At 64.6% G+C, this 19,734-nt stretch carries 20 protein-coding genes; 13 read left to right on the top strand and 7 right to left on the bottom strand.

What is annotated here, in order from left to right; all coding sequences use genetic code 11:
- Positions 1-581: transglycosylase domain-containing protein (locus tag AC1DRP_RS22930; RefSeq protein ID WP_476769649.1), on the bottom strand; the 581-nt coding region annotated here is incomplete at its 3' end.
- A gap of 267 nt (positions 582-848) precedes the next feature.
- Here AC1DRP_RS22930 and AC1DRP_RS22925 point away from each other — a divergent pair.
- The 4 genes from AC1DRP_RS22925 (at position 849) to AC1DRP_RS22910 (ending at position 5,869) form a co-directional block, all read left to right on the top strand.
- Positions 849-1,346 carry a YcgN family cysteine cluster protein gene (locus tag AC1DRP_RS22925; RefSeq protein ID WP_441506509.1) on the top strand — a complete coding sequence of 166 codons (498 nt, stop codon included), beginning with the start codon at positions 849-851 and terminating at the stop codon, positions 1,344-1,346.
- A 177-nt stretch (positions 1,347-1,523) separates the two neighbouring features.
- A complete protein-coding gene (ppdK, locus tag AC1DRP_RS22920; RefSeq protein ID WP_476769648.1) occupies positions 1,524-4,208 on the top strand; it encodes a pyruvate, phosphate dikinase in 2,685 nt (894 codons plus the stop codon).
- A gap of 131 nt (positions 4,209-4,339) precedes the next feature.
- Positions 4,340-5,161, top strand: coding sequence for an alpha/beta fold hydrolase (locus AC1DRP_RS22915; RefSeq protein WP_476769647.1), 822 nt, complete (start codon positions 4,340-4,342; stop codon positions 5,159-5,161).
- Positions 5,162-5,164: 3 nt separating this feature from the next.
- The gene (locus AC1DRP_RS22910) at positions 5,165-5,869 is read left to right on the top strand and encodes an HAD-IA family hydrolase (RefSeq protein WP_441506512.1); all 705 of its coding nucleotides are present in this window, start codon (positions 5,165-5,167) and stop codon (positions 5,867-5,869) included.
- Between the two features lie 3 nt (positions 5,870-5,872).
- Here AC1DRP_RS22910 and AC1DRP_RS22905 read toward each other — a convergent pair whose 3' ends face one another.
- The gene (locus tag AC1DRP_RS22905; RefSeq protein ID WP_476769646.1) at positions 5,873-6,016 is read right to left on the bottom strand and encodes a hypothetical protein; all 144 of its coding nucleotides are present in this window, start codon (positions 6,014-6,016) and stop codon (positions 5,873-5,875) included.
- Between the two features lie 363 nt (positions 6,017-6,379).
- On the opposite strand from AC1DRP_RS22905, the gene AC1DRP_RS22900 reads away from it, so the two are divergent.
- The 7 genes from AC1DRP_RS22900 (at position 6,380) to nadC (ending at position 12,623) form a co-directional block, all read left to right on the top strand.
- The gene (locus tag AC1DRP_RS22900) at positions 6,380-6,589 is read left to right on the top strand and encodes a cold-shock protein (protein WP_476769645.1); all 210 of its coding nucleotides are present in this window, start codon (positions 6,380-6,382) and stop codon (positions 6,587-6,589) included.
- A 190-nt stretch (positions 6,590-6,779) separates the two neighbouring features.
- Positions 6,780-8,225, top strand: coding sequence for a DEAD/DEAH box helicase (locus tag AC1DRP_RS22895; RefSeq protein WP_441506513.1), 1,446 nt, complete (start codon positions 6,780-6,782; stop codon positions 8,223-8,225).
- 83 nt (positions 8,226-8,308) lie between these two features.
- Positions 8,309-8,581, top strand: coding sequence for a translation initiation factor IF-1 (gene infA / locus AC1DRP_RS22890; protein WP_054207590.1), 273 nt, complete (start codon positions 8,309-8,311; stop codon positions 8,579-8,581).
- An 8-nt stretch (positions 8,582-8,589) separates the two neighbouring features.
- Positions 8,590-8,859, top strand: coding sequence for a hypothetical protein (locus tag AC1DRP_RS22885; RefSeq protein ID WP_441506514.1), 270 nt, complete (start codon positions 8,590-8,592; stop codon positions 8,857-8,859).
- Between the two features lie 179 nt (positions 8,860-9,038).
- The gene (gene nadA, locus AC1DRP_RS22880) at positions 9,039-10,142 is read left to right on the top strand and encodes a quinolinate synthase NadA (RefSeq protein ID WP_441506515.1); all 1,104 of its coding nucleotides are present in this window, start codon (positions 9,039-9,041) and stop codon (positions 10,140-10,142) included.
- A 53-nt stretch (positions 10,143-10,195) separates the two neighbouring features.
- Entirely contained in the window at positions 10,196-11,755 is a 1,560-nt protein-coding gene (locus AC1DRP_RS22875) for an L-aspartate oxidase (protein ID WP_476769644.1), read from the top strand.
- A gap of 13 nt (positions 11,756-11,768) precedes the next feature.
- The gene (gene nadC / locus AC1DRP_RS22870; protein ID WP_476769643.1) at positions 11,769-12,623 is read left to right on the top strand and encodes a carboxylating nicotinate-nucleotide diphosphorylase; all 855 of its coding nucleotides are present in this window, start codon (positions 11,769-11,771) and stop codon (positions 12,621-12,623) included.
- 82 nt (positions 12,624-12,705) lie between these two features.
- On the opposite strand, the gene AC1DRP_RS22865 is transcribed toward nadC, so the two are convergent.
- The 3 genes from AC1DRP_RS22865 to AC1DRP_RS22855 all read right to left on the bottom strand — a co-directional run bounded on the left by AC1DRP_RS22865 (position 12,706) and on the right by AC1DRP_RS22855 (position 15,274).
- On the bottom strand, positions 12,706-13,302 hold the full coding sequence (locus AC1DRP_RS22865) for a hypothetical protein (protein WP_441506518.1): 597 nt from the start codon (positions 13,300-13,302) through the stop codon (positions 12,706-12,708).
- 310 nt (positions 13,303-13,612) lie between these two features.
- Positions 13,613-13,858, bottom strand: coding sequence for a GDCCVxC domain-containing (seleno)protein (locus AC1DRP_RS22860; protein WP_441506519.1), 246 nt, complete (start codon positions 13,856-13,858; stop codon positions 13,613-13,615).
- A gap of 330 nt (positions 13,859-14,188) precedes the next feature.
- Positions 14,189-15,274 (bottom strand): cell wall hydrolase, encoded by a 1,086-nt coding sequence (locus AC1DRP_RS22855; protein WP_476769642.1) that lies wholly within the window; start codon positions 15,272-15,274, stop codon positions 14,189-14,191.
- A gap of 473 nt (positions 15,275-15,747) precedes the next feature.
- On the opposite strand from AC1DRP_RS22855, the gene AC1DRP_RS22850 reads away from it, so the two are divergent.
- Positions 15,748-16,983, top strand: a complete 1,236-nt coding sequence (locus tag AC1DRP_RS22850) for an MFS transporter (protein WP_441506521.1) — start codon at positions 15,748-15,750, stop codon at positions 16,981-16,983.
- Between the two features lie 95 nt (positions 16,984-17,078).
- Entirely contained in the window at positions 17,079-18,065 is a 987-nt protein-coding gene (gene acuI / locus AC1DRP_RS22845) for an acrylyl-CoA reductase (NADPH) (protein WP_441506522.1), read from the top strand.
- Between the two features lie 11 nt (positions 18,066-18,076).
- On the opposite strand, the gene AC1DRP_RS22840 is transcribed toward acuI, so the two are convergent.
- Together AC1DRP_RS22840 and AC1DRP_RS22835 are read right to left on the bottom strand one after the other, a co-directional pair.
- A complete protein-coding gene (locus tag AC1DRP_RS22840; protein WP_476769641.1) occupies positions 18,077-19,195 on the bottom strand; it encodes a type I restriction enzyme HsdR N-terminal domain-containing protein in 1,119 nt (372 codons plus the stop codon).
- Between the two features lie 119 nt (positions 19,196-19,314).
- On the bottom strand, positions 19,315-19,734 hold a 420-nt coding region (locus AC1DRP_RS22835), incomplete at its 5' end, for a LysR substrate-binding domain-containing protein (RefSeq protein ID WP_476769640.1).

Here is a 19,734-nt window from a genome sequence, read left to right as displayed (position 1 = left end):
GCTTCCTTGATCTTGCGGTCGAGCGAGCGCTCATTGCTCAGGAAGAGGTTCTTGGCGAGCTGTTGGGTCAGCGACGAGCCGCCCTGCACCACGCCCGAGGCGCGCGCGTTCACGGTGATCGCGCGAAAGGTGCCGAAGATGTCGATGCCGAAATGGTCGTAGAAGCGCCGGTCCTCGGTTGCCAGGACGGCCTTGATGAGATGGTCCGGCAGTTCCTCGAGCTTCAGCGAATCGTCATGGCGCGCGCCGCGATGACCGAGCTCGGAGCCGTATCGGTCCAGGAAGGTCACCGCGAAGACTTGATGCTTGAGCGCCTCCTCGCGGCCTTCGTGGAAGGCCGGGATTGCGAGCATGAGCATGACGAGAGCGCCGGCGATCCCGACATTCAGGCCCTCGCTGGCGAACTCCGCTGCGAGCCGCTTGCCGCCGGAGACGGTCAGCCGGTCGGCATAGCTGCGCAAACGTTCATAGGCTTCGCCCGCGCGACGGCCCGCGCCCCAGAGCGTGTCGTCGATCCATGAATCGACGGCAAGCGCGAAGCGCTTGAGACGGGTCGTCCAGTTTGCCTTCCTGAACTCCATCGCCGCCCGGGCCACCCTGACGAAAAACTGCGGTTATCTCCTGCCGCGACCGGATGGTGTTGGCAACCCAAAGTGCCCCTTGGTAGGGACATAGGATCGACCTTCGCGCGCGTGAAGGCCAGTGTCATCCTTTAAGCAGATGAACAGCAGGTTTCGCGCCAGACGATCCGTGCCATTGCGAAACAGTCCGCCCGGATCGACGTGCAGCTGGGATGCGCGGCATCGCGGCGCTTCCCACGAACCCCACGAGGGCGCATAAGCGCCTTCATGACGGACGCACCCATCCGGCCAGAGCCATTCTGGCTTAGCAAGACGCTCGACGAGATGACCATGCAGGAGTGGGAATCGCTCTGTGACGGCTGTGGGCGCTGCTGCCTGGTGAAGCTCGAGGACGACGATACCGGCCGCATCCACGCGACCGATATTGGCTGCCGATTGTTCGATGCCGGGACATGCCGCTGCAAGGATTACTCCCATCGCTCGACGCTCGTTCCCGATTGCGTGACGCTGACCCCGGAAGACGTTCGCACGCTGCCGTGGTTGCCGCCGACCTGCGCCTATCGGCTGGTCGGGGAGGGGCGTGACCTGCCCTGGTGGCATCCGCTGGTGTCTGGCGACCCCGAGACGGTCGTCACGGCCGGCGTCTCCGTGCGCGGCCGGGTCTTCGCCAGTGAAGATGACGTCGATGAGGACGACCTGCCCGAACGTATCGTCAATTGGCCGCTGCGTTGGCCGCGTGCGGCGCGCAACCCTTTGCGTGGCTGAGGAGCGTCGCAGATCTGCAGCAATCCTGCTGCAGCCTCGCTCATTGATTGTTCATCCGCTTTTCGGCATGACCTCGCCCGTCCCTGCCGCCCGGCTGTCTCTGCCGGCGGCGCTTCGCATGAAACTTTTGGATCGCCGGCGCGTTGCTGAGCCCGGCTGGATGAAGAGGTAGTTGTGATGGCTGGTGGGAAGTGGGTCTACACCTTCGGCGACGGCAAGGCCGAGGGTGAAGCGGGCATGAAGAACCTGCTCGGCGGCAAGGGTGCAAACCTCGCCGAGATGAGCAATCTGGGCTTGCCGGTTCCGCCCGGCTTTACGATCACCACCGAGGTCTGCACCCATTATTACGATAATGGCAAGAATTTCCCGTCCGATCTCGCCGGGCAGGTGAAGGCTGCGCTTGCYGAGATGGGGCGTCTCACCGGCAAGCTCTTCGGCGATCCTGCCAATCCGCTTCTGGTGTCGGTGCGCTCCGGCGCTCGCGCCTCGATGCCAGGCATGATGGACACCGTCCTCAACCTTGGCCTCAACGACGTCACCGTCGAGGCCGTGGCGAAGGCCTCGGGCGACGCCCGCTTCGCCTGGGACAGCTATCGCCGCTTCATCACCATGTATTCGAACGTCGTGCTCGACGTCGATCACGGCCATTTCGAGGAGGCGCTCGAAGACTACAAGGAGCGCAAGGGCTTGCATCTCGATACCGATCTCTCGGCCGATGACTGGAAGGTGCTTGTCGGTCGTTACAAGGACATCGTGAAGAAGGCGCTCGGTGCCGAGTTCCCGCAGGAGCCGCAGGAGCAGCTCTGGGGCGCCGTCGGCGCAGTGTTCTCGTCCTGGATGAATGCCCGCGCGATCAAATACCGCGAACTCAACAATATCCCTGCCTCCTGGGGCACGGCCGTCAATGTCCAGTCGATGGTGTTCGGCAACATGGGCGAGACCTCGGCCACCGGCGTCGCCTTCACCCGCAATCCCTCGACCGGCGAGAACGCGCTCTATGGCGAGTTTCTGATCAATGCGCAGGGTGAGGATGTCGTTGCCGGCATCCGCACTCCGCAGGACATCACCGAGGTGGCGCGTCAGGCCGCCGGCTCGGACAAGCCTTCCATGGAGAAGGCGATGCCCGCGGCCTATGCCGAGCTCTGCCGGATCTACGGCATCCTCGAGAAGCATTATCGCGACATGCAGGACATGGAGTTCACCATCCAGGAGGGCAAGCTCTGGATGCTGCAGACCCGGTCCGGCAAGCGTACCGCCAAGGCCGCGCTCAGGATCGCGGTCGATCTGGCACAGGAGGGATTGATCGGCGAGGAGGAGGCGATCGGCCGCGTCGAGCCCGGCGCCCTCGAACAGCTCCTGCACCCGGCGATCGATCCCAAGGCCGAGCGCCGCGTGCTGACGACCGGCCTGCCGGCTTCGCCCGGTGCGGCGGCCGGGGAGATCGTCTTCAATTCAGACGATGCGGAGGCTGCCAAGAAGACAGGCCGCAAGGTCATCCTGGTCCGGGTCGAGACCAGTCCGGAAGATATCCACGGCATGCATGCCGCCGAAGGCATCTTGACCACGCGTGGCGGCATGACCTCGCATGCGGCGGTCGTGGCGCGCGGGATGGGCAAGCCCTGCGTCTCCGGCGCCGGCCAGATCCGGGTCGACTATGCCAAGGGCACGCTGACGGTGGGGCCGACCACGCTGCGGGCCGGCGATTTCATCACGATCGACGGCACCCTCGGCCAGGTTCTGCTTGGCGAGGTCAAGATGCAACAGCCGGAGCTTTCCGGCGATTTCGGCACGCTGATGGGCTGGGCCGACAAGGTTCGGCGCCTCAAGGTCCGTGCCAATGCCGAGACGCCGCGCGATGCCCGCGCGGCCCGCGATTTCGGCGCCGAGGGCATCGGGCTCTGCCGCACCGAGCACATGTTCTTCGACGAGGATCGCATCCTGCCGATGCGGGAGATGATCCTCGCCGGCGACGACAAGGGACGGCGCGACGCGCTGGCCAAGCTCCTGCCGATGCAGCGGCAGGATTTCGTCGAGCTCTTCACCATCATGCAGGGCCTGCCGGTCACGATCCGGCTGCTCGATCCGCCGCTGCACGAGTTCCTGCCGCATACCGACGAGGAGATCGCCGAGGTGGCGCGCGCCATGGCGGTGACGCCGGACGTGCTCCGGCGCCGGGCGGCCGAGCTGCACGAGTTCAACCCGATGCTCGGCTTCCGCGGCTGCAGGCTGGCGGTGGCGTACCCTGAAATCGCCGAGATGCAGGCCCGCGCCATCTTCGAGGCCGCCGTGATCTCGGCGCGCGAGACCGGCAAGCCGGTCATCCCGGAGGTGATGGTGCCGCTGGTGATGGGCGTCGCCGAGTTCGACCTCGTCAAGGCCCGCATCGACGCCATGGCGAAGGCCGTGATCGGCGAGAGCAAGACCGAGTTCACCTATCAGGTCGGCACGATGATCGAGCTGCCGCGCGCCGCCTTGCGTGCCGAGGAGATCGCCCGCAGCGCCGAATTCTTCTCCTTCGGCACCAATGACCTGACCCAGACCACGCTCGGCATCAGCCGCGACGACGCGGGTTCCTTCCTCGGCTCCTATACCGCCAAGGGCATCCTGGAATTCGACCCCTTCGTCACCATCGACCAGGAGGGCGTCGGCKAACTCGTCAAGCTCGCGGTCGAGCGCGGTCGCCGGAGCCGTCCGCGGATCAAGCTGGGCATCTGCGGCGAGCATGGTGGCGACCCCGCCTCGATCGGCTTCTGCGAGAGCATCGGTCTCGACTACGTCTCCTGCTCGCCCTTCCGGGTGCCGATCGCACGCCTGGCCGCGGCGCAAGCCGCACTGGGCGCGATCAAGGCCAAGGACGCCTGAGCAGGGAGATCCTGATGGTCGGCCTCGAGCCGACCATCTCCTGGACGTCGGTCCCGGGCCTGCGCCATGCTCGGCCTGAGACCGACAATCCTGCATTGCCGCGAGAACGGCCGCCGGTCTAGTTTCGCGCCATGCAGACGCGTATCGGCCAACTCTCCCGCCCCTTCGGCAAGCTCTATTACGAGGTCACGGGCTCTGGCCCGCCCATCGTCTTCGCTCATGGACTGGGCGGCAATCATTTGTCCTGGTGGCAGCAGGTCGCTCATTTCAGTCCGCAGTACAGCTGCGTCACCTTCGCTCATCGCGGTTTCGCGCCGTCGGAGCCGGTGGCCGGAGGCCCCGATCCGGCAGACTATGCCGGCGACCTCGCCGCGCTGATCACCCATCTGTCGTTGGAGCGGCCGGTTCTGGTCGCGCAATCCATGGGCGGCTGGAGTTGTGTGGATTATGCGCTGGCGAACCCCGGTCGGGTGAGCGGGCTCGTCATGGCCTGCACCACCGGCACGCTCGATTTCGGCAAGGCCGGAAGGAATATCTCGAGCGAACTCGCGGCCTGGCAGCAGCGTGTCGATGAGACACTGCCGCGTTGGGCCAGGAGCGGTATCCATCCTGCCTGCGGCGAAGCCTTCGCGAAACGCTTGCCGGCGCTCTACGAACTCTACAAATCGATCGACCGCATCAATGCAGGTCTGGACAAGGCGCTGGTTCGGCAACGCATCTGGGAGGCGCGCAACCGCCCGCCGTCCGACCTCGCCGCACTCGATTGTCCAGCCTTGTTCCTGTCCGGCGCCGACGACCTCGTCGTCCCGCCTTGTGGCGTCGCGGCGGTCGCTGCCCATGCTCCCAGGGGCCGCTTCGTCAGCGTTCCCGAAACCGGCCATTCCGTCTATTTCGAGGATGCGGCGCGCTTCAATGCCGAGCTCGACCGCTTCATCTCCGAGTTGAAGGGCTGAACCGTGCCGTCTCGCGCGCTCACCACGATCGGCTTCGATGCCGATGACACGCTCTGGCAGAACGAGCAGTTCTTCCGGCTGACGGAGGAGCGTTTCGTCGCCCTGCTCGGCGAGCACGGCGAAGCCGCCGAAATCTCCGGCAGGTTGCTGGACGCCGAGCGTCGCAATCTCGGCTTCTACGGATTTGGCATCAAGGGCTTCACGCTCTCGATGATCGAGACCGCGATCGAGGTCACAGGCGGCAATGTGCCGGCTTCCGTCATCGCCGAAATCCTTGCCGCCGGGCGCGAGATGCTGGCGCATCCGGTCGAGACGCTTCCGGGGGCACAGGAAACACTGGAGGCGCTGGCCTCCGAATACAGGTTGGTCCTGATCACCAAGGGCGATCTTTTCGATCAGGAACGCAAGCTCGCCCAGTCCGGGCTGGGCGATTTCTTCCAGGCGGTCGAGATCGTCAGCGACAAGAGTGTCACGACCTATGAACGCATCTTCGCGCGTCATGGTGACGGGCCGAGACATGCGATGATGGTGGGTAACTCGCTGAAGTCGGACATCGTGCCGGCGCTGCAGGCGGGGGCCTGGGCTGTGCATGTGCCGCATGAGCTGACCTGGGTGCTCGAACATGCCGAGGAACCGGTCGCGGAGCAGCGCTATCGCCGCCTGGCGGATCTTGGCGGCCTCGTCGGGCTTCTGGGCGAGATCGAATGAGCGCTAGCGACGGCCCCTGGTCGGACCATCCGCCGCGTCAAAGCTGAGGAGCGGCCCGGAAGGCATCCGTTCCAGGGCGCAAGCGAGCAGTCCCCGTTCGAAGACCAGATCGGCAAAGAGTTCGGCCTGCCGATTGACATCGCTCATTGCGGTTATTCTGTCGGCACGCCGACGAAGACGTTGATGCGACGGGTCGAGGGATGCAGCCTCGACGCAGAGCGGGCCTCCGCGGGCCGCCTTCTCCGATGCTCCCGTCTTGCGCGGATGCCGGGAAGGGGGCGCCGTTGCGCATCAGGGCGCTGCGCTGGACCCGCATTGCAATTTATGCTAGTGCCGCCCATGTAAGACGAGATGCGGCCGGGTTCTGGCCAATCCTCCGCGCGGGATTTCCCGGTCGGCGGGCACGATTCAGATCCACCACACATCGTTATCAAGGCCACGGCGAGGCGTCCGCGCGTCAAGTCGTGTCTTCCACATACGAACGCGGATCTGAAACGTAAGGACTACCCTATGAACAAGGGCACCGTGAAGTGGTTCAACACCACCAAGGGCTATGGCTTCATCACCCCTGAGGCCGGCGGCCAGGACGTTTTCGTCCACATCAGCGCTGTCGAGCGTGCTGGTCTGCGCGAACTTCGCGATGGTCAGGTCGTCTCCTTCGAGCTGATCRCCGATCGCAAGACCGGCAAGTCCTCGGCCGGCAACCTCGTCGTCGCCTGAGGCTGAATACTGACCGGGAGGGTGCTCGCACTCTCCCGGCTCTCTCTATCGATACCTTTACAACAATACCTTTCGGCGCAGTGGCTAGCGGTTCGCCGGGCGGAATGACGTACTTCAATGCCGAACCCATTCGGTGGCGCAGCCGGTTTCCACATGCGCCCCTTGCGTTTCGGCTTCAGAAAGACCTGTTTTGACACAATTTACAGACCTCGGCCTCGCCGAGCAGCTTCTCAAGGCGCTCGCGGCTGAAGGTTATTCCAAGCCGACGCCCATCCAGGCGCAGGCCATCCCCCCTATTCTCGAAGGCAAGGATCTGTTCGGCGCGGCCCAGACGGGCACGGGCAAGACGGCCGCCTTCTCGCTGCCGATGCTGCACCGGTTGCTGAACAACCCCCGGCGCATGCAGCCGCGTTCGGTGCGCGCACTCATCCTGAGCCCGACGCGTGAGCTTGCGGCGCAGATCGAGACCAGCATCCGCACCTACGCCCAGTTCACCACGGTCAAATCGGCCGTGATCTTCGGCGGCGTGCCAGTCGGCAAGCAGATCCGTGCGCTTGGCCAGACCGTCGACATCCTCGTCGCCACGCCCGGCCGCCTGCTTGATCTCGTCGACCAGCGCGCAGTCTCGCTGCGCGAGATCGAGTTCCTGGTGCTCGACGAGGCCGATCAGATGCTTGATCTCGGCTTCATCCATGCCCTGCGCCGGATTGCGACGCTGATCCCGGCCAAGCGCCAGACGCTTCTGTTCTCGGCGACCATGCCGAAGCAGATCCGCGAGATCGCCTCGGCCTATCTGACCAATCCGGTCGAGGTCGCGGTGACGCCGGTTGCCACGACTGCCGAGAAGGTCGAGCAGCGCGTCATCTTCACCGATCCCGGCCACAAGCCGGCGCTGCTGGCGAAGACGCTCGGCGTGGCGGAGATGGAGCGCGCGATCGTGTTCACGCGCACCAAGCACGGTGCGGACAAGGTCGTGCGCCAGCTCGAGCAGTCCGGCATCAAGTCGGCTGCCATCCACGGCAACAAGAGCCAGGGCCAGCGCGAGCGCGCTCTCGGCGCTTTCCGTGATGGCGAACTGCGCATTCTGGTCGCGACCGATATCGCGGCGCGCGGCATCGATGTCGACGGCGTCAGCCATGTCGTCAATTTCGACCTGCCGAACGTGGCGGAAACCTATGTCCACCGCATCGGCCGCACCGCGCGCGCTGGTGCCACCGGCGTCGCCATTGCCTTCTGCACCCCGGAAGAGCGCGGCGATCTGGCGGCGATCGAGAAGCTGACCCGCGTTTCGCTGACCCCGGTCGGCGAGGTGCCGCACTGGGATGGTCGCACGCCCAAGAAGCCGCCGCAGAACCAGGGTCGCGGCCGCAATGGCCAGGGCTCCGGTGGCGGGCGCGATCATGGCCGGCCGCAGGGCCAGCGCCAGGGCGCGAAGCCGCAGCAGGCGGGCAAGCCCCAGCATGCCGCCGGTCAGCGCAGCGAGACTCCGCGCAATGACCGTCCGCCGCAGCGCACTGAGGCGCCTTCGGCGCGAAAAGACAGCGTTGCCGGCAAGGAAGGACTTGGCGGCGTCGCGTTCTTGCAGCAAAGAACAGAGCAACGTCGCAATGGCGGCGCCCGGCGCCGCGCGAACTGACGCGCGGATAGCCAGGGGACGATCGGGCCGGCGGATCCCTCTGATCCGGTCGTCCGCCCAAGGCGCAGAAGAAGGACCAAGGAATGGCGAAAGAAGAACTTCTCGAGTTCGACGGCACGGTGGTCGAGGTGCTGCCCGATGGAAACTATCGGGTGAAGCTCGACAATGACCATGTGATCCTGGCCTACGCGGCCGGCAAGATGAAGAAGAACCGCATCCGCACGATCGCCGGAGACCGGGTCGTCGTCGAGATGTCGCCTTATGATCTTGATCGCGGCCGCATCAACTTCCGTCAGAAGACGGCGGGACCGGCTCCGGGTGGGCCGCCGCGCAATCAGAACTTCCGTCGGCGTTGAGCCACAGCATGCGCTTCAGCCGGGTTGAACTGCTCTTCCTCGCTGCAGGCGCAGGCCTCGGAGGCCTTGTCGCACTCGCGGCTCACATTGGATGGCTGGCGGGATCGGCAGCTTTCCCGCGCTATCTGTTCGTCCTGATCGGGCTCGGCCTCATCGAAGTCGTCTTTGGTTTCGTGACGGGCCGTCCGCCCGGCGCCCTTGTCGGGATGCCCGCCCGGATCCTGGCCTTCGTGCTCGGTCTTGGCGTCCTGGCGCTGGTCACCGGCGGCATCGCCTGACTGCCTGCCATATTCCCCAAACACATGAAGGACCGCGCGCTGGCGCGGGATGCCGAGTGCTGGTCAGCATCGGGGAGACGTGCTAATATCCTTATGCTCAAAACGAGCATAGCTGGCTAGCAACAGGCCGGCGGCGACCCGGAGCGGAGCTCCGGCATCGCAGGGATGAGGAGGATGCCATGTCTTTGGGCTTGGAAAAGACTCGGGGCTTCGAGGCCGACAACGCTGTCGCCCCGGTCACTGTCGCGCGCCGCAGGGACGATCCGCGCTTCCGACCATTGCCGATGCCAGACCTGACCTGGACGCCTGAGGTCGAGGCCGCGACCGCGCATCTCTACGAGAAGGTCAAGGCCGTCATTCCGGCGGTGGAGTGGCCCTTCTTCGCGCCGACGATCAAGGCGATCAACGAGCTGAAACAGGTCCGCAACGCGGTCATCCTCGGCCATAACTACATGACGCCGGAGATCTTCCATTGTGTCTCCGACATCGTCGGCGACTCCTTGCAGCTCGCCAAGGTGGCCTCGAAGACCAAGGCAGAGGTCATCGTGCAGGGCGGCGTGCATTTCATGGCCGAGACCTCGAAGCTGCTCAGCCCCGACAAGATCGTGCTGATGCCGGACATGAAGGCCGGCTGCTCGCTGGCCTCTTCGATCACGGGCGCCGATATCCGTCTGTTGCGCGAGCGCTATCCCGGCCGTCCGGTCGTCGCCTATGTCAACACCTCGGCCGATGTGAAGGCGGAGGTCGATATCTGCTGCACCTCGTCGAATGCCGTGCAGGTGGTCGAGAGCCTGGGCGTGCCGGAAGTCATCTTCGTGCCTGACCAGTATCTGGCGAAGAACGTCGCGGCGCAGACCAAGGTGAAGATCATCTCCTGGGCAGGCGCCTGCGAGGTGCATGAGCGCTTCACCGCCGAAGAGCTCGTGCGCTACCGCGAGGCCGATCCGAGCATCAAAATCGTCGCCCATCCGGAATGCCCGCCGGAAGTCGTGGCAGTTGCCGATTACGCTGGTTCGACCAAGGGCATGATCGACTGGGTCAAGCATGAGCTGCCGGGCCGCGTCCTGCTCGTCACCGAATGCTCAATGGCGGACAATGTTGCAGCCGAGACGAAGGGCGTCGAATTCGTGCGGCCCTGCAATCTCTGCCCGCATATGAAGCGCATTACCTTGCCCAAGATCCTCGAGTCGCTGGTCTATATGCAGCACGAGGTGGTGATCGATCCGGCGATGGCCGAGAAGGCCCGGCGCTCGGTTGAGCGAATGGTCAACCTGACGATGTAAACCCGCATGCCTCTCCCTTCAGGGGGAGGGGCGCTGGCGGCGGATTGGCCCTCATGCCTGACATCCAAGCGGATATCCTCATCGTCGGCGGCGGGCTGGCGGGGCTGTTCACGGCCTTGAAACTGGCGCCGCTGCCCTGCACGGTGCTGGCGCCGCGCCCGCTCGGCGAGGGCTCTTCCTCGAGCTGGGCGCAAGGCGGCATTGCCGCGGCGATGTCCGAGGGCGACACGGCCGGCAAACACGCTGCCGATACGATCGCGGCGGGTGCCGGCATCGTCGACGAGGCCGTCGCGCATATGGTTGCCAATGAGGCTGCCGAACGCGTCCATGATCTTCTGTCCTATGGCGTCCCCTTCGATCGCRATCTCGCCGGGCGACTCGTGCAGTCGCGCGAGGCCGCGCATTCGGAGCATCGTGTCGTCCGCGTCGGCGGCGATGGTGCCGGCGCCGCGATCATGCAGGCGCTGATTGCGACGGTGCGGCAGACGCCTTCGATCACCGTCCGGGAAGGGTTCATTGCCGAGGACCTGCTTCTTACCGATGGCGCCTGCACGGGTGTGCTGGCGCGCGGCGAGCACGGGGCGGCGCGCGAGGCGACGCGATTTCATGCCGTCGCGACCGTGTTGGCCACGGGAGGCATCGGCCATCTCTACGCGCTGACCACGAACCCGGCGGAGGCGCGTGGCGAAGGACTGGCCATGGCGGCACGCGCCGGCGCGACGATTGCCGATGCGGAGTTCGTGCAGTTTCATCCAACCGCGCTGGCGCTCGGGCTCGACCCAGCCCCGCTGGCGACCGAAGCGATCCGGGGCGATGGCGGCATTCTCGTCAATGCCGCTGGCGAGCGGTTCATGCTGGCTGCCCACAAGGACGTCGAGCTCGCCCCACGCGATATCGTGGCGCGCGCCGTCTTCGCCGAGATCGCGGCCGGGCGCGGTGCCTTCCTCGATGCAAGGGCGGCGATCGGCACGGAGTTTTCCGAGCGCTTTCCCGCCGTCACCGCCGCCTGCCGCAAGGCGGGCATCGATCCAGCGACCGAGCTCATGCCGGTGGCGCCGGCCGAGCACTACCACATGGGTGGTGTGGCGACGGACGCTCATGGTTGCACGACGCTTCCCGGCCTCTATGCCGCCGGTGAAGTGGCCAGTACCGGCTTGCATGGTGCCAACCGTCTCGCCTCGAATTCCCTTCTGGAGGCGGTGGTCTTCGGCGCACGTGTCGCCGAGCACCTGAAGGGCCGCCCGTTGGTGATGAGAACCAGGGGGAAGCCTGTCCGCATGAGCGGCACGGCAGCCTGCTTGCCGACAGCCGCGGACCAGCGCGCGATCGAGCGCTTGCGCGCGATCATGTCGGATAGGGCCGGCGTGGTGCGTGGCGGGCCAGGGCTGCTTGCCGCGTCGCGTCAGCTCCAGGCCATCGCCGAGGCTGCGGACAGTTCGACGCTCGTCAACATGGCGAGCGCCGCTCTCATCATCGTTGCCGCAGCGCTTGCCCGGCGCGAGAGCCGTGGCGGCCATTGGCGCAGCGATTTTCCGCAAGCCAGCGCGGCGCTGGCGACGCGCAGCAAGCTGACATTATCGGCGCCGCCTGCCGCGCGCCGCGCCCTGTCCTGATCCGGAGCCCGACGTGAGCCAAGCCGTCCTCAATCMCCTGCTCATCACCGAAGCGGTGCGTGCCGCTCTGATCGAGGATCTCGGCCGGGCCGGTGACATCACCACCCTTGCGACGATTCCGGCCGGCAAGCGGGCAAGCGCGGTGATCGCCGCGCGCAAGAGCGGCATCGTTGCCGGGCTGCCCTTCGCCCGCGAAACCTTCCGGCAATACGACCCGTCGGTTCGCTTCGAGGCCGCCATGTCGGACGGCGACAGGCTCGAACCCGGCGCCATTGTGGCTCGCATCGAGGGGGAGGCCCGCTCTGTCCTCTCGGCAGAGCGTGTCGCCTTGAATTACATGGGCCGACTCTCGGGCATCGCTACACTGGCAGCGGCCTATGTAGCCAAGGCCGCGGGCACGAAGGCGATGATCGTCGACACCCGCAAGACCACGCCAGGCCTGCGCGCGTTCGAGAAATACGCCGTTTGCTGCGGTGGCGCCGGCAACCATCGCTATGGGCTCGATGACGCCATCCTGATCAAGGACAATCATGTCGCCGTCGCCGGCGGCATTCGCCCCGCCTTGCAGGCGGCCAAGCGCCAGGCCGGTAACTTCGTCAAGATCGAGATCGAGGTCGATACCCTGGCCCAGCTCGAGGAGGTCCTCGCCGAGGGGGCCGACATCGTCATGCTCGACAACATGTCCGTTGCGGATCTGACCACGGGCGTTGCGATGGTCGGCGGCCGCATGAAGGTCGAGGCCTCCGGCGGCATCACGCTCGACACTGTCGCGGCGATTGCGGCGACCGGCGTCGACATGATCTCGGTGGGCGCCCTGACCCATTCCGCCAGCGTGCTCGACCTCGGGCTCGATATCGAGATCGCATGAAAAAAGCCCCGGCCGAAGCCGGGGCGTAAGGTCGTTTCCGTGGTTAAAAGGGTCTGCGTCTAAACTCTTGGTAGGCGTGAACTCAATAGCGGCCGCGCGCCCAGTATTGCGAGCCAGGGCTCATCAGCACCTGGCGTTGGCGGGTTTCGTAGAGAGCGGGGATCGTCTCGTGCACGACCTGCGTCTGGCGCACCATGACCTTGCGCTGACGCTGGCCATAGACGGCGGGCAGGGTCTCGTAATCGGTGCTCGCCGGGCTGATCTCGACCGTACGCTGCTGGATGCCGTAGCGCGCGGGAACATCGACCCAGCAACCGGTGACGTTGCCATAGAGATCGCGGCTCACCTCCCAGCGACGCCCCGCCGGTGAGATCAGGACCTGTTCGGCAACCGTGCTGTACTGGGCCGGGCGATAGCGCGGGATGACCCGCTGCGGATGCACCATCACCTGCTCGGTGACGTATTCATATTCGGCCGGAATGATGCGCGACTGCGTCTGGGCCGGGCGCGCGACATAGGTCTCGTTGATCGTGCCATAGACCGGGGGCGACTGCTGCAGCGTGTAGCAGGCGGAGCCATAGCAGCCACCGCCAGCCTGGGCGCCCTGGGCGCCGAGCAGCAGCGCGGCCGCAGCCACCGAAGCGGCCAATGCGGAAGCGGAAAGCACCTTGCCTCGCATGTCTGACTCCGACCTCCCCGGCGGCGTTCTGGCGCCGCCGTGTTGGAGGCAGAAAGCCAGCCGGCAGTGATGAACGCAAGGTAAACGCGAAAACAAGGTAAAATTAACCATGATCCGGCGCGTCCGGCAAGGCCTCGAATACTGAATTGGAATGCAAAGGCAGCAGGCCGGCGAGCCCTACGCAGCGGAAGCCTCCCGGCTCAAGGGTAGAGCGGGCCGCAAGTCCCGGCCGGGCACGGTGGCAAGAACGATTTCGTTCAGCGTGCAGCCGAGATGGACGCAGCTTCGGGCTGTATCCCCCGGGCTCAGATCACGTTCCGCTCGGACCAGCAGAGGCGCAGCAGGACAGGTTGCCGGATCCTCCGTTCACAGCCTCCTGAATGGGTGGGCAGGGAACCGAGCCATAGGAACAGAACACGCAGCAATCACCCTGCTTCGGCCGGAGCAATGCGCCGCATCCCTTGCATTCGTAGAAGAACTGGCAGGCGTCGGTCGGCATCGTCTCGGCCGCCGCGTGTCGGCAATGCGGGCAGGTAATCAGGGACTGAAGCTGCATTCAATTCACGCGCGGTTCTGAGGCATCAGGCTTCATAGATGCAATTCCAAGCGACGGGCCGGGTCAAGCTGACAGGACGACTTTCATGAGCGTCCTGTCTGGTGCTGCCCGGAAGGATCAGGTCCTGGCGCAGTGGCTTTCGCTGAGCACCCTCATTGAGCCGACAGAGGTTTCCAGGGCAGGGGGGCCTCCCGTGGGGTGACCTCCGGGCCGGCCAGAGGTGCCTCGATACAGCCTCGCTCCCGCAAGCCAAGACCCCGCATTCTCGCAAACAAGCCCGGTATTCAATCTGTTTGGAGTCAGGGCCCGCGGTTGAAAATTCAGGATAGACTAAGTCTGGCCCGGCCTCAGCTGATAGAAGACGTGCCGGCCGATCACATCCATTTTCTTCAGCTTCTTGGCCCAGTACGGCCGAACATAGTCCGCGTGGTAATGCGTGGAGGCGCCGACATCCGCGAGATAGGTCGTGCCCTCAAAGACCTCGCGTGCGATGCGCACGGAGGCGCGCCACGGCTCGGGCTCGGTGATGCGCAGCGACTTGCCCTCGCAGGCGAAGGTGAACTGGCAGGCGAGGTAGCGGTTCCGGTTCTGGTAGACCACGCCGCAGACCGAGTCCGGATAAAGCCCGCTCTTCACCCGGTTGAGCACGACCTGCGCGACCGCAGCCCGGCCTTCCTCGGATTCCGAACGAGCCTCGAAATAGACGGCTTCGGCGAGGCAGCGCTGCTCGCGCGCCATGTTCTCTGGCAGGATCAGCCCGGTATAAATCTGTTTCGGCCCCGGATCGCTCTTGCGCGCGACGCTGGTTGCGGGAGCGGCGGCCTTGCCGATGGCGGCGGGCCGTGCGGCGGCCACGGCCGGCGGCGTCGTCGGCGCGATCGTGGCGACGCTGTAGTTCACGGCCGGAGTCGATGAGGCCCGTGCTGCGGGCTGCGGAACCGAGGGCGTCGAGCCGTCGATGCTCTCGAGATGCAGTTCGGCTTCCCGCGGCGAGGTGATGATCCGCTTCGGCGAACTCGGCGAGGAGTCCGAGAGGGCTGGGTCGGTCAGTCCCTCGTCATTGGAATAGGGCTCGAACCCCACTTGCGGACCGTCGCTGCTTTCGCCCTCGCGCACGGCGTCGAGCGCAAAGCCGCCCGAAATCAGGCCCGGCTGGTTGTCGCCGAAGACGACACGTTCGAGCTCGCGTGGCTGCGGGGTAAGCGTCAGGCCCGGGCGCAGGCCGGGCAGCAGGTCGCCCTTGGCGCTGCGGTCGACCTCGGGGAAGGCGCTTGCCGTGCGCTTCATATCCTCGCGCGGCTGGCGCGGATCGATGGCGATGCGCCGTTCGGGGTCGTCGAAGGAGAGATGAGCCTGTTGGATCGAGGATGACAGCGTGAGGCCCGGCAGGCGGAAGGCGCTGGCCGCAACCAGCATCGAAGGGCCTTCCTCGAGCATGGATTCGGGCGAGGGCGCTGCGCGCCGCAGCATGGAATAGGGAATTGCGTCGCCGTCGTGATTTTGCCCGGCGGATGCGGTGAAGGAAACCAGCAGCCCGACGGACAGCGCCCAGGGCGCGACCGTGGCCAGGGCCCATTTCAGACCCAGCGCTCTGATTCGCCTCGTGCGACGCCGTAACCGCAACTGACTCAACGCTCTGCCCGCCTTGACAACACCGGGGGTCGGCCGCGCAGCCAAGGCGCGCTTTTCGACGATCCCGTTATCCATCCGGTAGGGTTGAGAGCCGGTTAATGCCGCGCTCGGGCGCGCGTTCTTCGGCGACCCGCGTTCCATGTGCGGCCGTGATGTGGAATTTCACGAAAAGACGTTGTTGCGGCGCGGGACGAAACGATAACGTGCAGCCACACGTTTAGACTTGCTCTCCTTCTGTCCTATTGTCGGAGCTCCCAATGAGTGCGGCCACTGGGCGCAGATACGCGCCTGAAATCGTCGTCGCTGCCGGCTGTCTGATCGCGCTGATCACCTTCGGCCCCCGCGCCAGCGCCGGTCTGTTCCAGATCCCGATGACGCTGGAATTCGGCTGGGGGCGCGACACGTTCAGTATCGCCATTGCCCTGCAGAACCTGCTCTGGGGCCTCGGCGCTCCCTTTGCCGGCGCCGTGGCCGACCGGTTCGGCACGGTGCGGGTGCTGTGCTTCGGTGCGTTGCTCTATGCCGCCGGCCTCGTCGTCATGGCCTATGCCACGACGCCGATGACGATGCATCTCGGCGCCGGCGTGCTGATCGGCTTCGGCCTTTCGGCCTGTTCGTTCAATCTCGTGCTGGCTGCCTTCGGCAAGCTGCTGCCGGAGCAATGGCGCCCGATGGCATTCGGTGCCGGCACCGCGGCCGGCTCCTTCGGCCAGTTCCTGTTCCCGCCGATCGGCAACATCATGATCGAGCAGATCGGCTGGCATCAGGCGCTTGTCGTCTTCGCCGGCTCGGTGCTGCTGGTGATGCCGCTCGCCATCATGCTGGGAACGCGCAAGACCGGAGAGGCCAGGCAGGTCGCTTCGGCTGTCAACCTGCCCAACCAGAGCGTCACGCAGGCCCTGTCGGAGGCTTTCAAGCATCGCAGCTACGTCCTGCTCGTGCTTGGCTTCTTCACCTGCGGCTTCCAGCTCGCTTTCATCACCGCGCATATGCCGGCCTATCTCAAGGATGCCGGGATGCCGGCCTGGGTCGGCGGCTGGACACTTGCCGTGATCGGTCTCGCGAATGCGGCGGGTTCTCTCGGCTCCGGCTGGCTGACCTCCCGCATGCCGAAGCGCCATTTGCTGGCCTGGATCTATCTGGGGCGTGCGGTTGCCATCGCAGCCTTCATCCTGCTGCCGGCCAGCCCGGCCACCGCGCTGGCCTTCGGCGTCGTGATCGGCCTGTTCTGGCTCTCCACCGTGCCGCCGACCTCCTCGCTGGTCATGCTGATGTTCGGCACGAAATACATGGCGATGCTCTACGGCTTCGCCTTCTTCTCGCATCAGGTCGGCGGTTTCCTCGGCGTGCTGCTCGGTGGCATCCTMTATGAGCGGACCGGCTCCTACGAGATCGTCTGGTGGCTTTCGGTCGCTCTGGGTGTCGCCTCCGCCCTGATCAACCTGCCGATCGTCGAGAAGCCCGTGACGCGCGCGGTGCCGCAGCCCGCCTGATCGGGACGGGGCAAAGACGCACATGCTTGCGCCTTGCGGATTGCCCGGGCTCGTTCCACTCCTGTCGTGACCAGTTGGCACGACAGGAGTGATGCATGTCCAGCTTCAAGGCGCTCGTCGCGACGAAGGGCGAAACCGGCCCGAACCTCGCCTTTACGGATTTCGCCGAAGCCGATCTGATGGAAGGTGACGTCACCGTCCGCGTCACGCACTCGACCGTGAACTACAAGGATGGGCTCGCGATCACTGGCAAGGCGCCGGTGATCCGGCGCTGGCCGATGATTCCCGGGATCGATTTCTCCGGCCGGGTCGAGACCTCCAGCCACCCCGATTTCAAGCCGGGCGATCTCGTCATCCTGGATGGCTGGGGCACGGGTGAGACCCATCTTGGCGCTTATGCCCAGAAAAGCCGGGTCAAGGGTGACTGGCTGGTGCCGCTGCCGGCCGGCATGACCCCGGCCGACGCCATGGCGATCGGTACCGCGGGCTACACCGCGATGCTCTGCGTGCTGGCGCTGGAGAGGCACGGGCTGAAACCCGCTGATGGCCCGGTTGTGGTCACCGGTGCTGCCGGCGGCGTCGGCTCGGTCGCGATCGCGCTTTTGGCGAAGGCGGGCTGGCATGTCATCGCCTCGACCGGCCGCGCCGAGGAGGCCGACTACCTCAAGGGCCTCGGTGCAGCCGAGATCATCGACCGCAACGAACTCTCCAACCCCGGCAAGCCGCTGGCCAAGGAGCGCTGGATCGCCGGCGTCGACGCGGTCGGCTCGCATACGCTCGCCAATCTGCTGGCGATGACCCGGTACGGCGGCGCCGTTGCTGCCTGCGGCCTGGCCCAGGGCATGGATCTGCCGGCTTCGGTTGCACCCTTCATCCTGCGCGGCGTCTCGCTGCTCGGAGTCGATTCGGTGATGTGCCCGAAACCACGCAGGCTCGAGGCCTGGGCGCGGCTGGCTTCCGATCTCGATCGCGACAAGCTTGCTGCCATGACCTCGACGATTCCGTTGGAGAGCGTGATCGAGACCGGCAAGGCGATCGTCGAGGGCAAGGTGCGGGGCCGGGTGGTGGTTGAGGTGGGCTGAGGCGATAAGACCTAAAACTCGGCTATTCGCTTTTCGAACAACGTCTGCAGCCTCTGATCAGCTTGCGATAGATCCGTGAACGGGGTGGATTCGTTGCCATCAACGATCCAGTACCTCACGGTTCCATCGCGGGCTTCCGTGATATCGACCAAGCGTCCCTTTCTCTCCTGTTTATAGAATACGACCATCTTTCCTTGATAGTCTCGGAATTTTACATTCGAGATTGAGTTAAACAGGTTGATGTTCCCCGAAGAAAGAAACGCAAGCCGTCGCCTAATGCTTTCAAAAGCGTCGAGTTCGGCCACCGTCGTCACAATTCCAGAAGACGAGATGGTGGGAGTTGGCGTGGCCGCCTCCTCAATCGCCGGGTCGGCTCTCGGGGTTGGCTTCGGGGCGTTCGCCCGAATGTCGAGGCGTTTCAGCACATTAGAAGTAAAGACGTCGTTGAAAGCTGCCTTGCTGATTGCTCTATACCCATCAATAGCATTGGCTCGAATGTGCTTGATGTCGTTCTCTTTGAGAAGAAAACGAGTAAATTCGACAGATGGTTCGTTGAACTGATCAGAAAGGTAGTCGAAGAAAGCTCTGTGGGTCAGGCTTCGCCTCGCGTTCTCGGCGACAGTTTCAGGGTCGAACTTTCCTTTGGTTAAAGCAAATAGGCCTTCAATTACCGTGTCTGAAATCTGGGCTTTGGCAACTTTATCGAAGTCGACGATCAAAAATGGATCATCGTCCATTAAATTGGGTTCAGCYGAATCGACGAAGAATTCGTAGATTATTCCGTCTGTCAGCATGCCCAGTTTGACGGATTTTGCGGCGTTAAAGTAGCTTTTAAGTTGACCTCGATCGTCCTTTCTGCCGTTTCCTGCGGTTTTGCATTCGATCGCTATGACTGGCTTCATGTCTTTCAGGATAGCGTAATCTACCCGATTTCTGTATTTTTCTGAGAAATCGGCCGCGTGCTCTGCCGCGACTTCGGTAGGGTCTCTGTCATCATAGCCAAGAACAGATATGAATGGCAGTATCAGTGCGACCTTAGTTGCTTCTTCATTCTTGATGTGCTCGCGAACGCGTTGCACCCGCTCGCTGAAAGACACTAGGTTCGCGCGAAAATCGTCAATCGTAGCCATTTTGAATTTGCTCCCCCTCCCAAAGCAGTTAGGGCAAGCTTAGCGTGTGTCCTAAGGTATGCTCAATCTAATATGATAGCTTCCCTCTGCGTGAAGGCGGGGGCGAAGTAGGCTGACGCTCAGCCCGTCCCCTCGATCAGGCCGCGGTGCTTCGCGAGTTCGTTTCCGCAAAAGTCCATGAAGGCGCGCACCCGCGGCGCGTTGCGGATATCGGGATGGGTCAGGATCCATAGCCCCGTCGAGAAATCCGGATTGGGCGCCGTCAGGCGCGTCAGGCTGGGGCGTTGATCGGCGATGAAGCAGGGCAGGGGGCCGATGCCGATCCCCTGTTCGACGGCTTCGGTGAGGCCGAGTACGGCCGAGCATTTGAGCGCGATCCGCTCCGGCGCGACATGGTCGCGGACATGGCGTGCCGCCTTTACATAACCGAGCTGGTCGCCGAGCGTGACCCAGTCCCGTTCGAAGAGGACGGCAGGATCGGCGGCTTCCTCCGAGGTGAGCCCGTCCTCGCTGCGGCCATAGATCGCCCAGTTCAGTGT

It is taken from the genome of Allobosea sp. 01N443 (assembly GCF_056399325.1).
The sequence above is the reverse complement of the archived record's forward strand: the minus strand, read 5'-3'. Positions and strand labels throughout refer to the sequence as shown.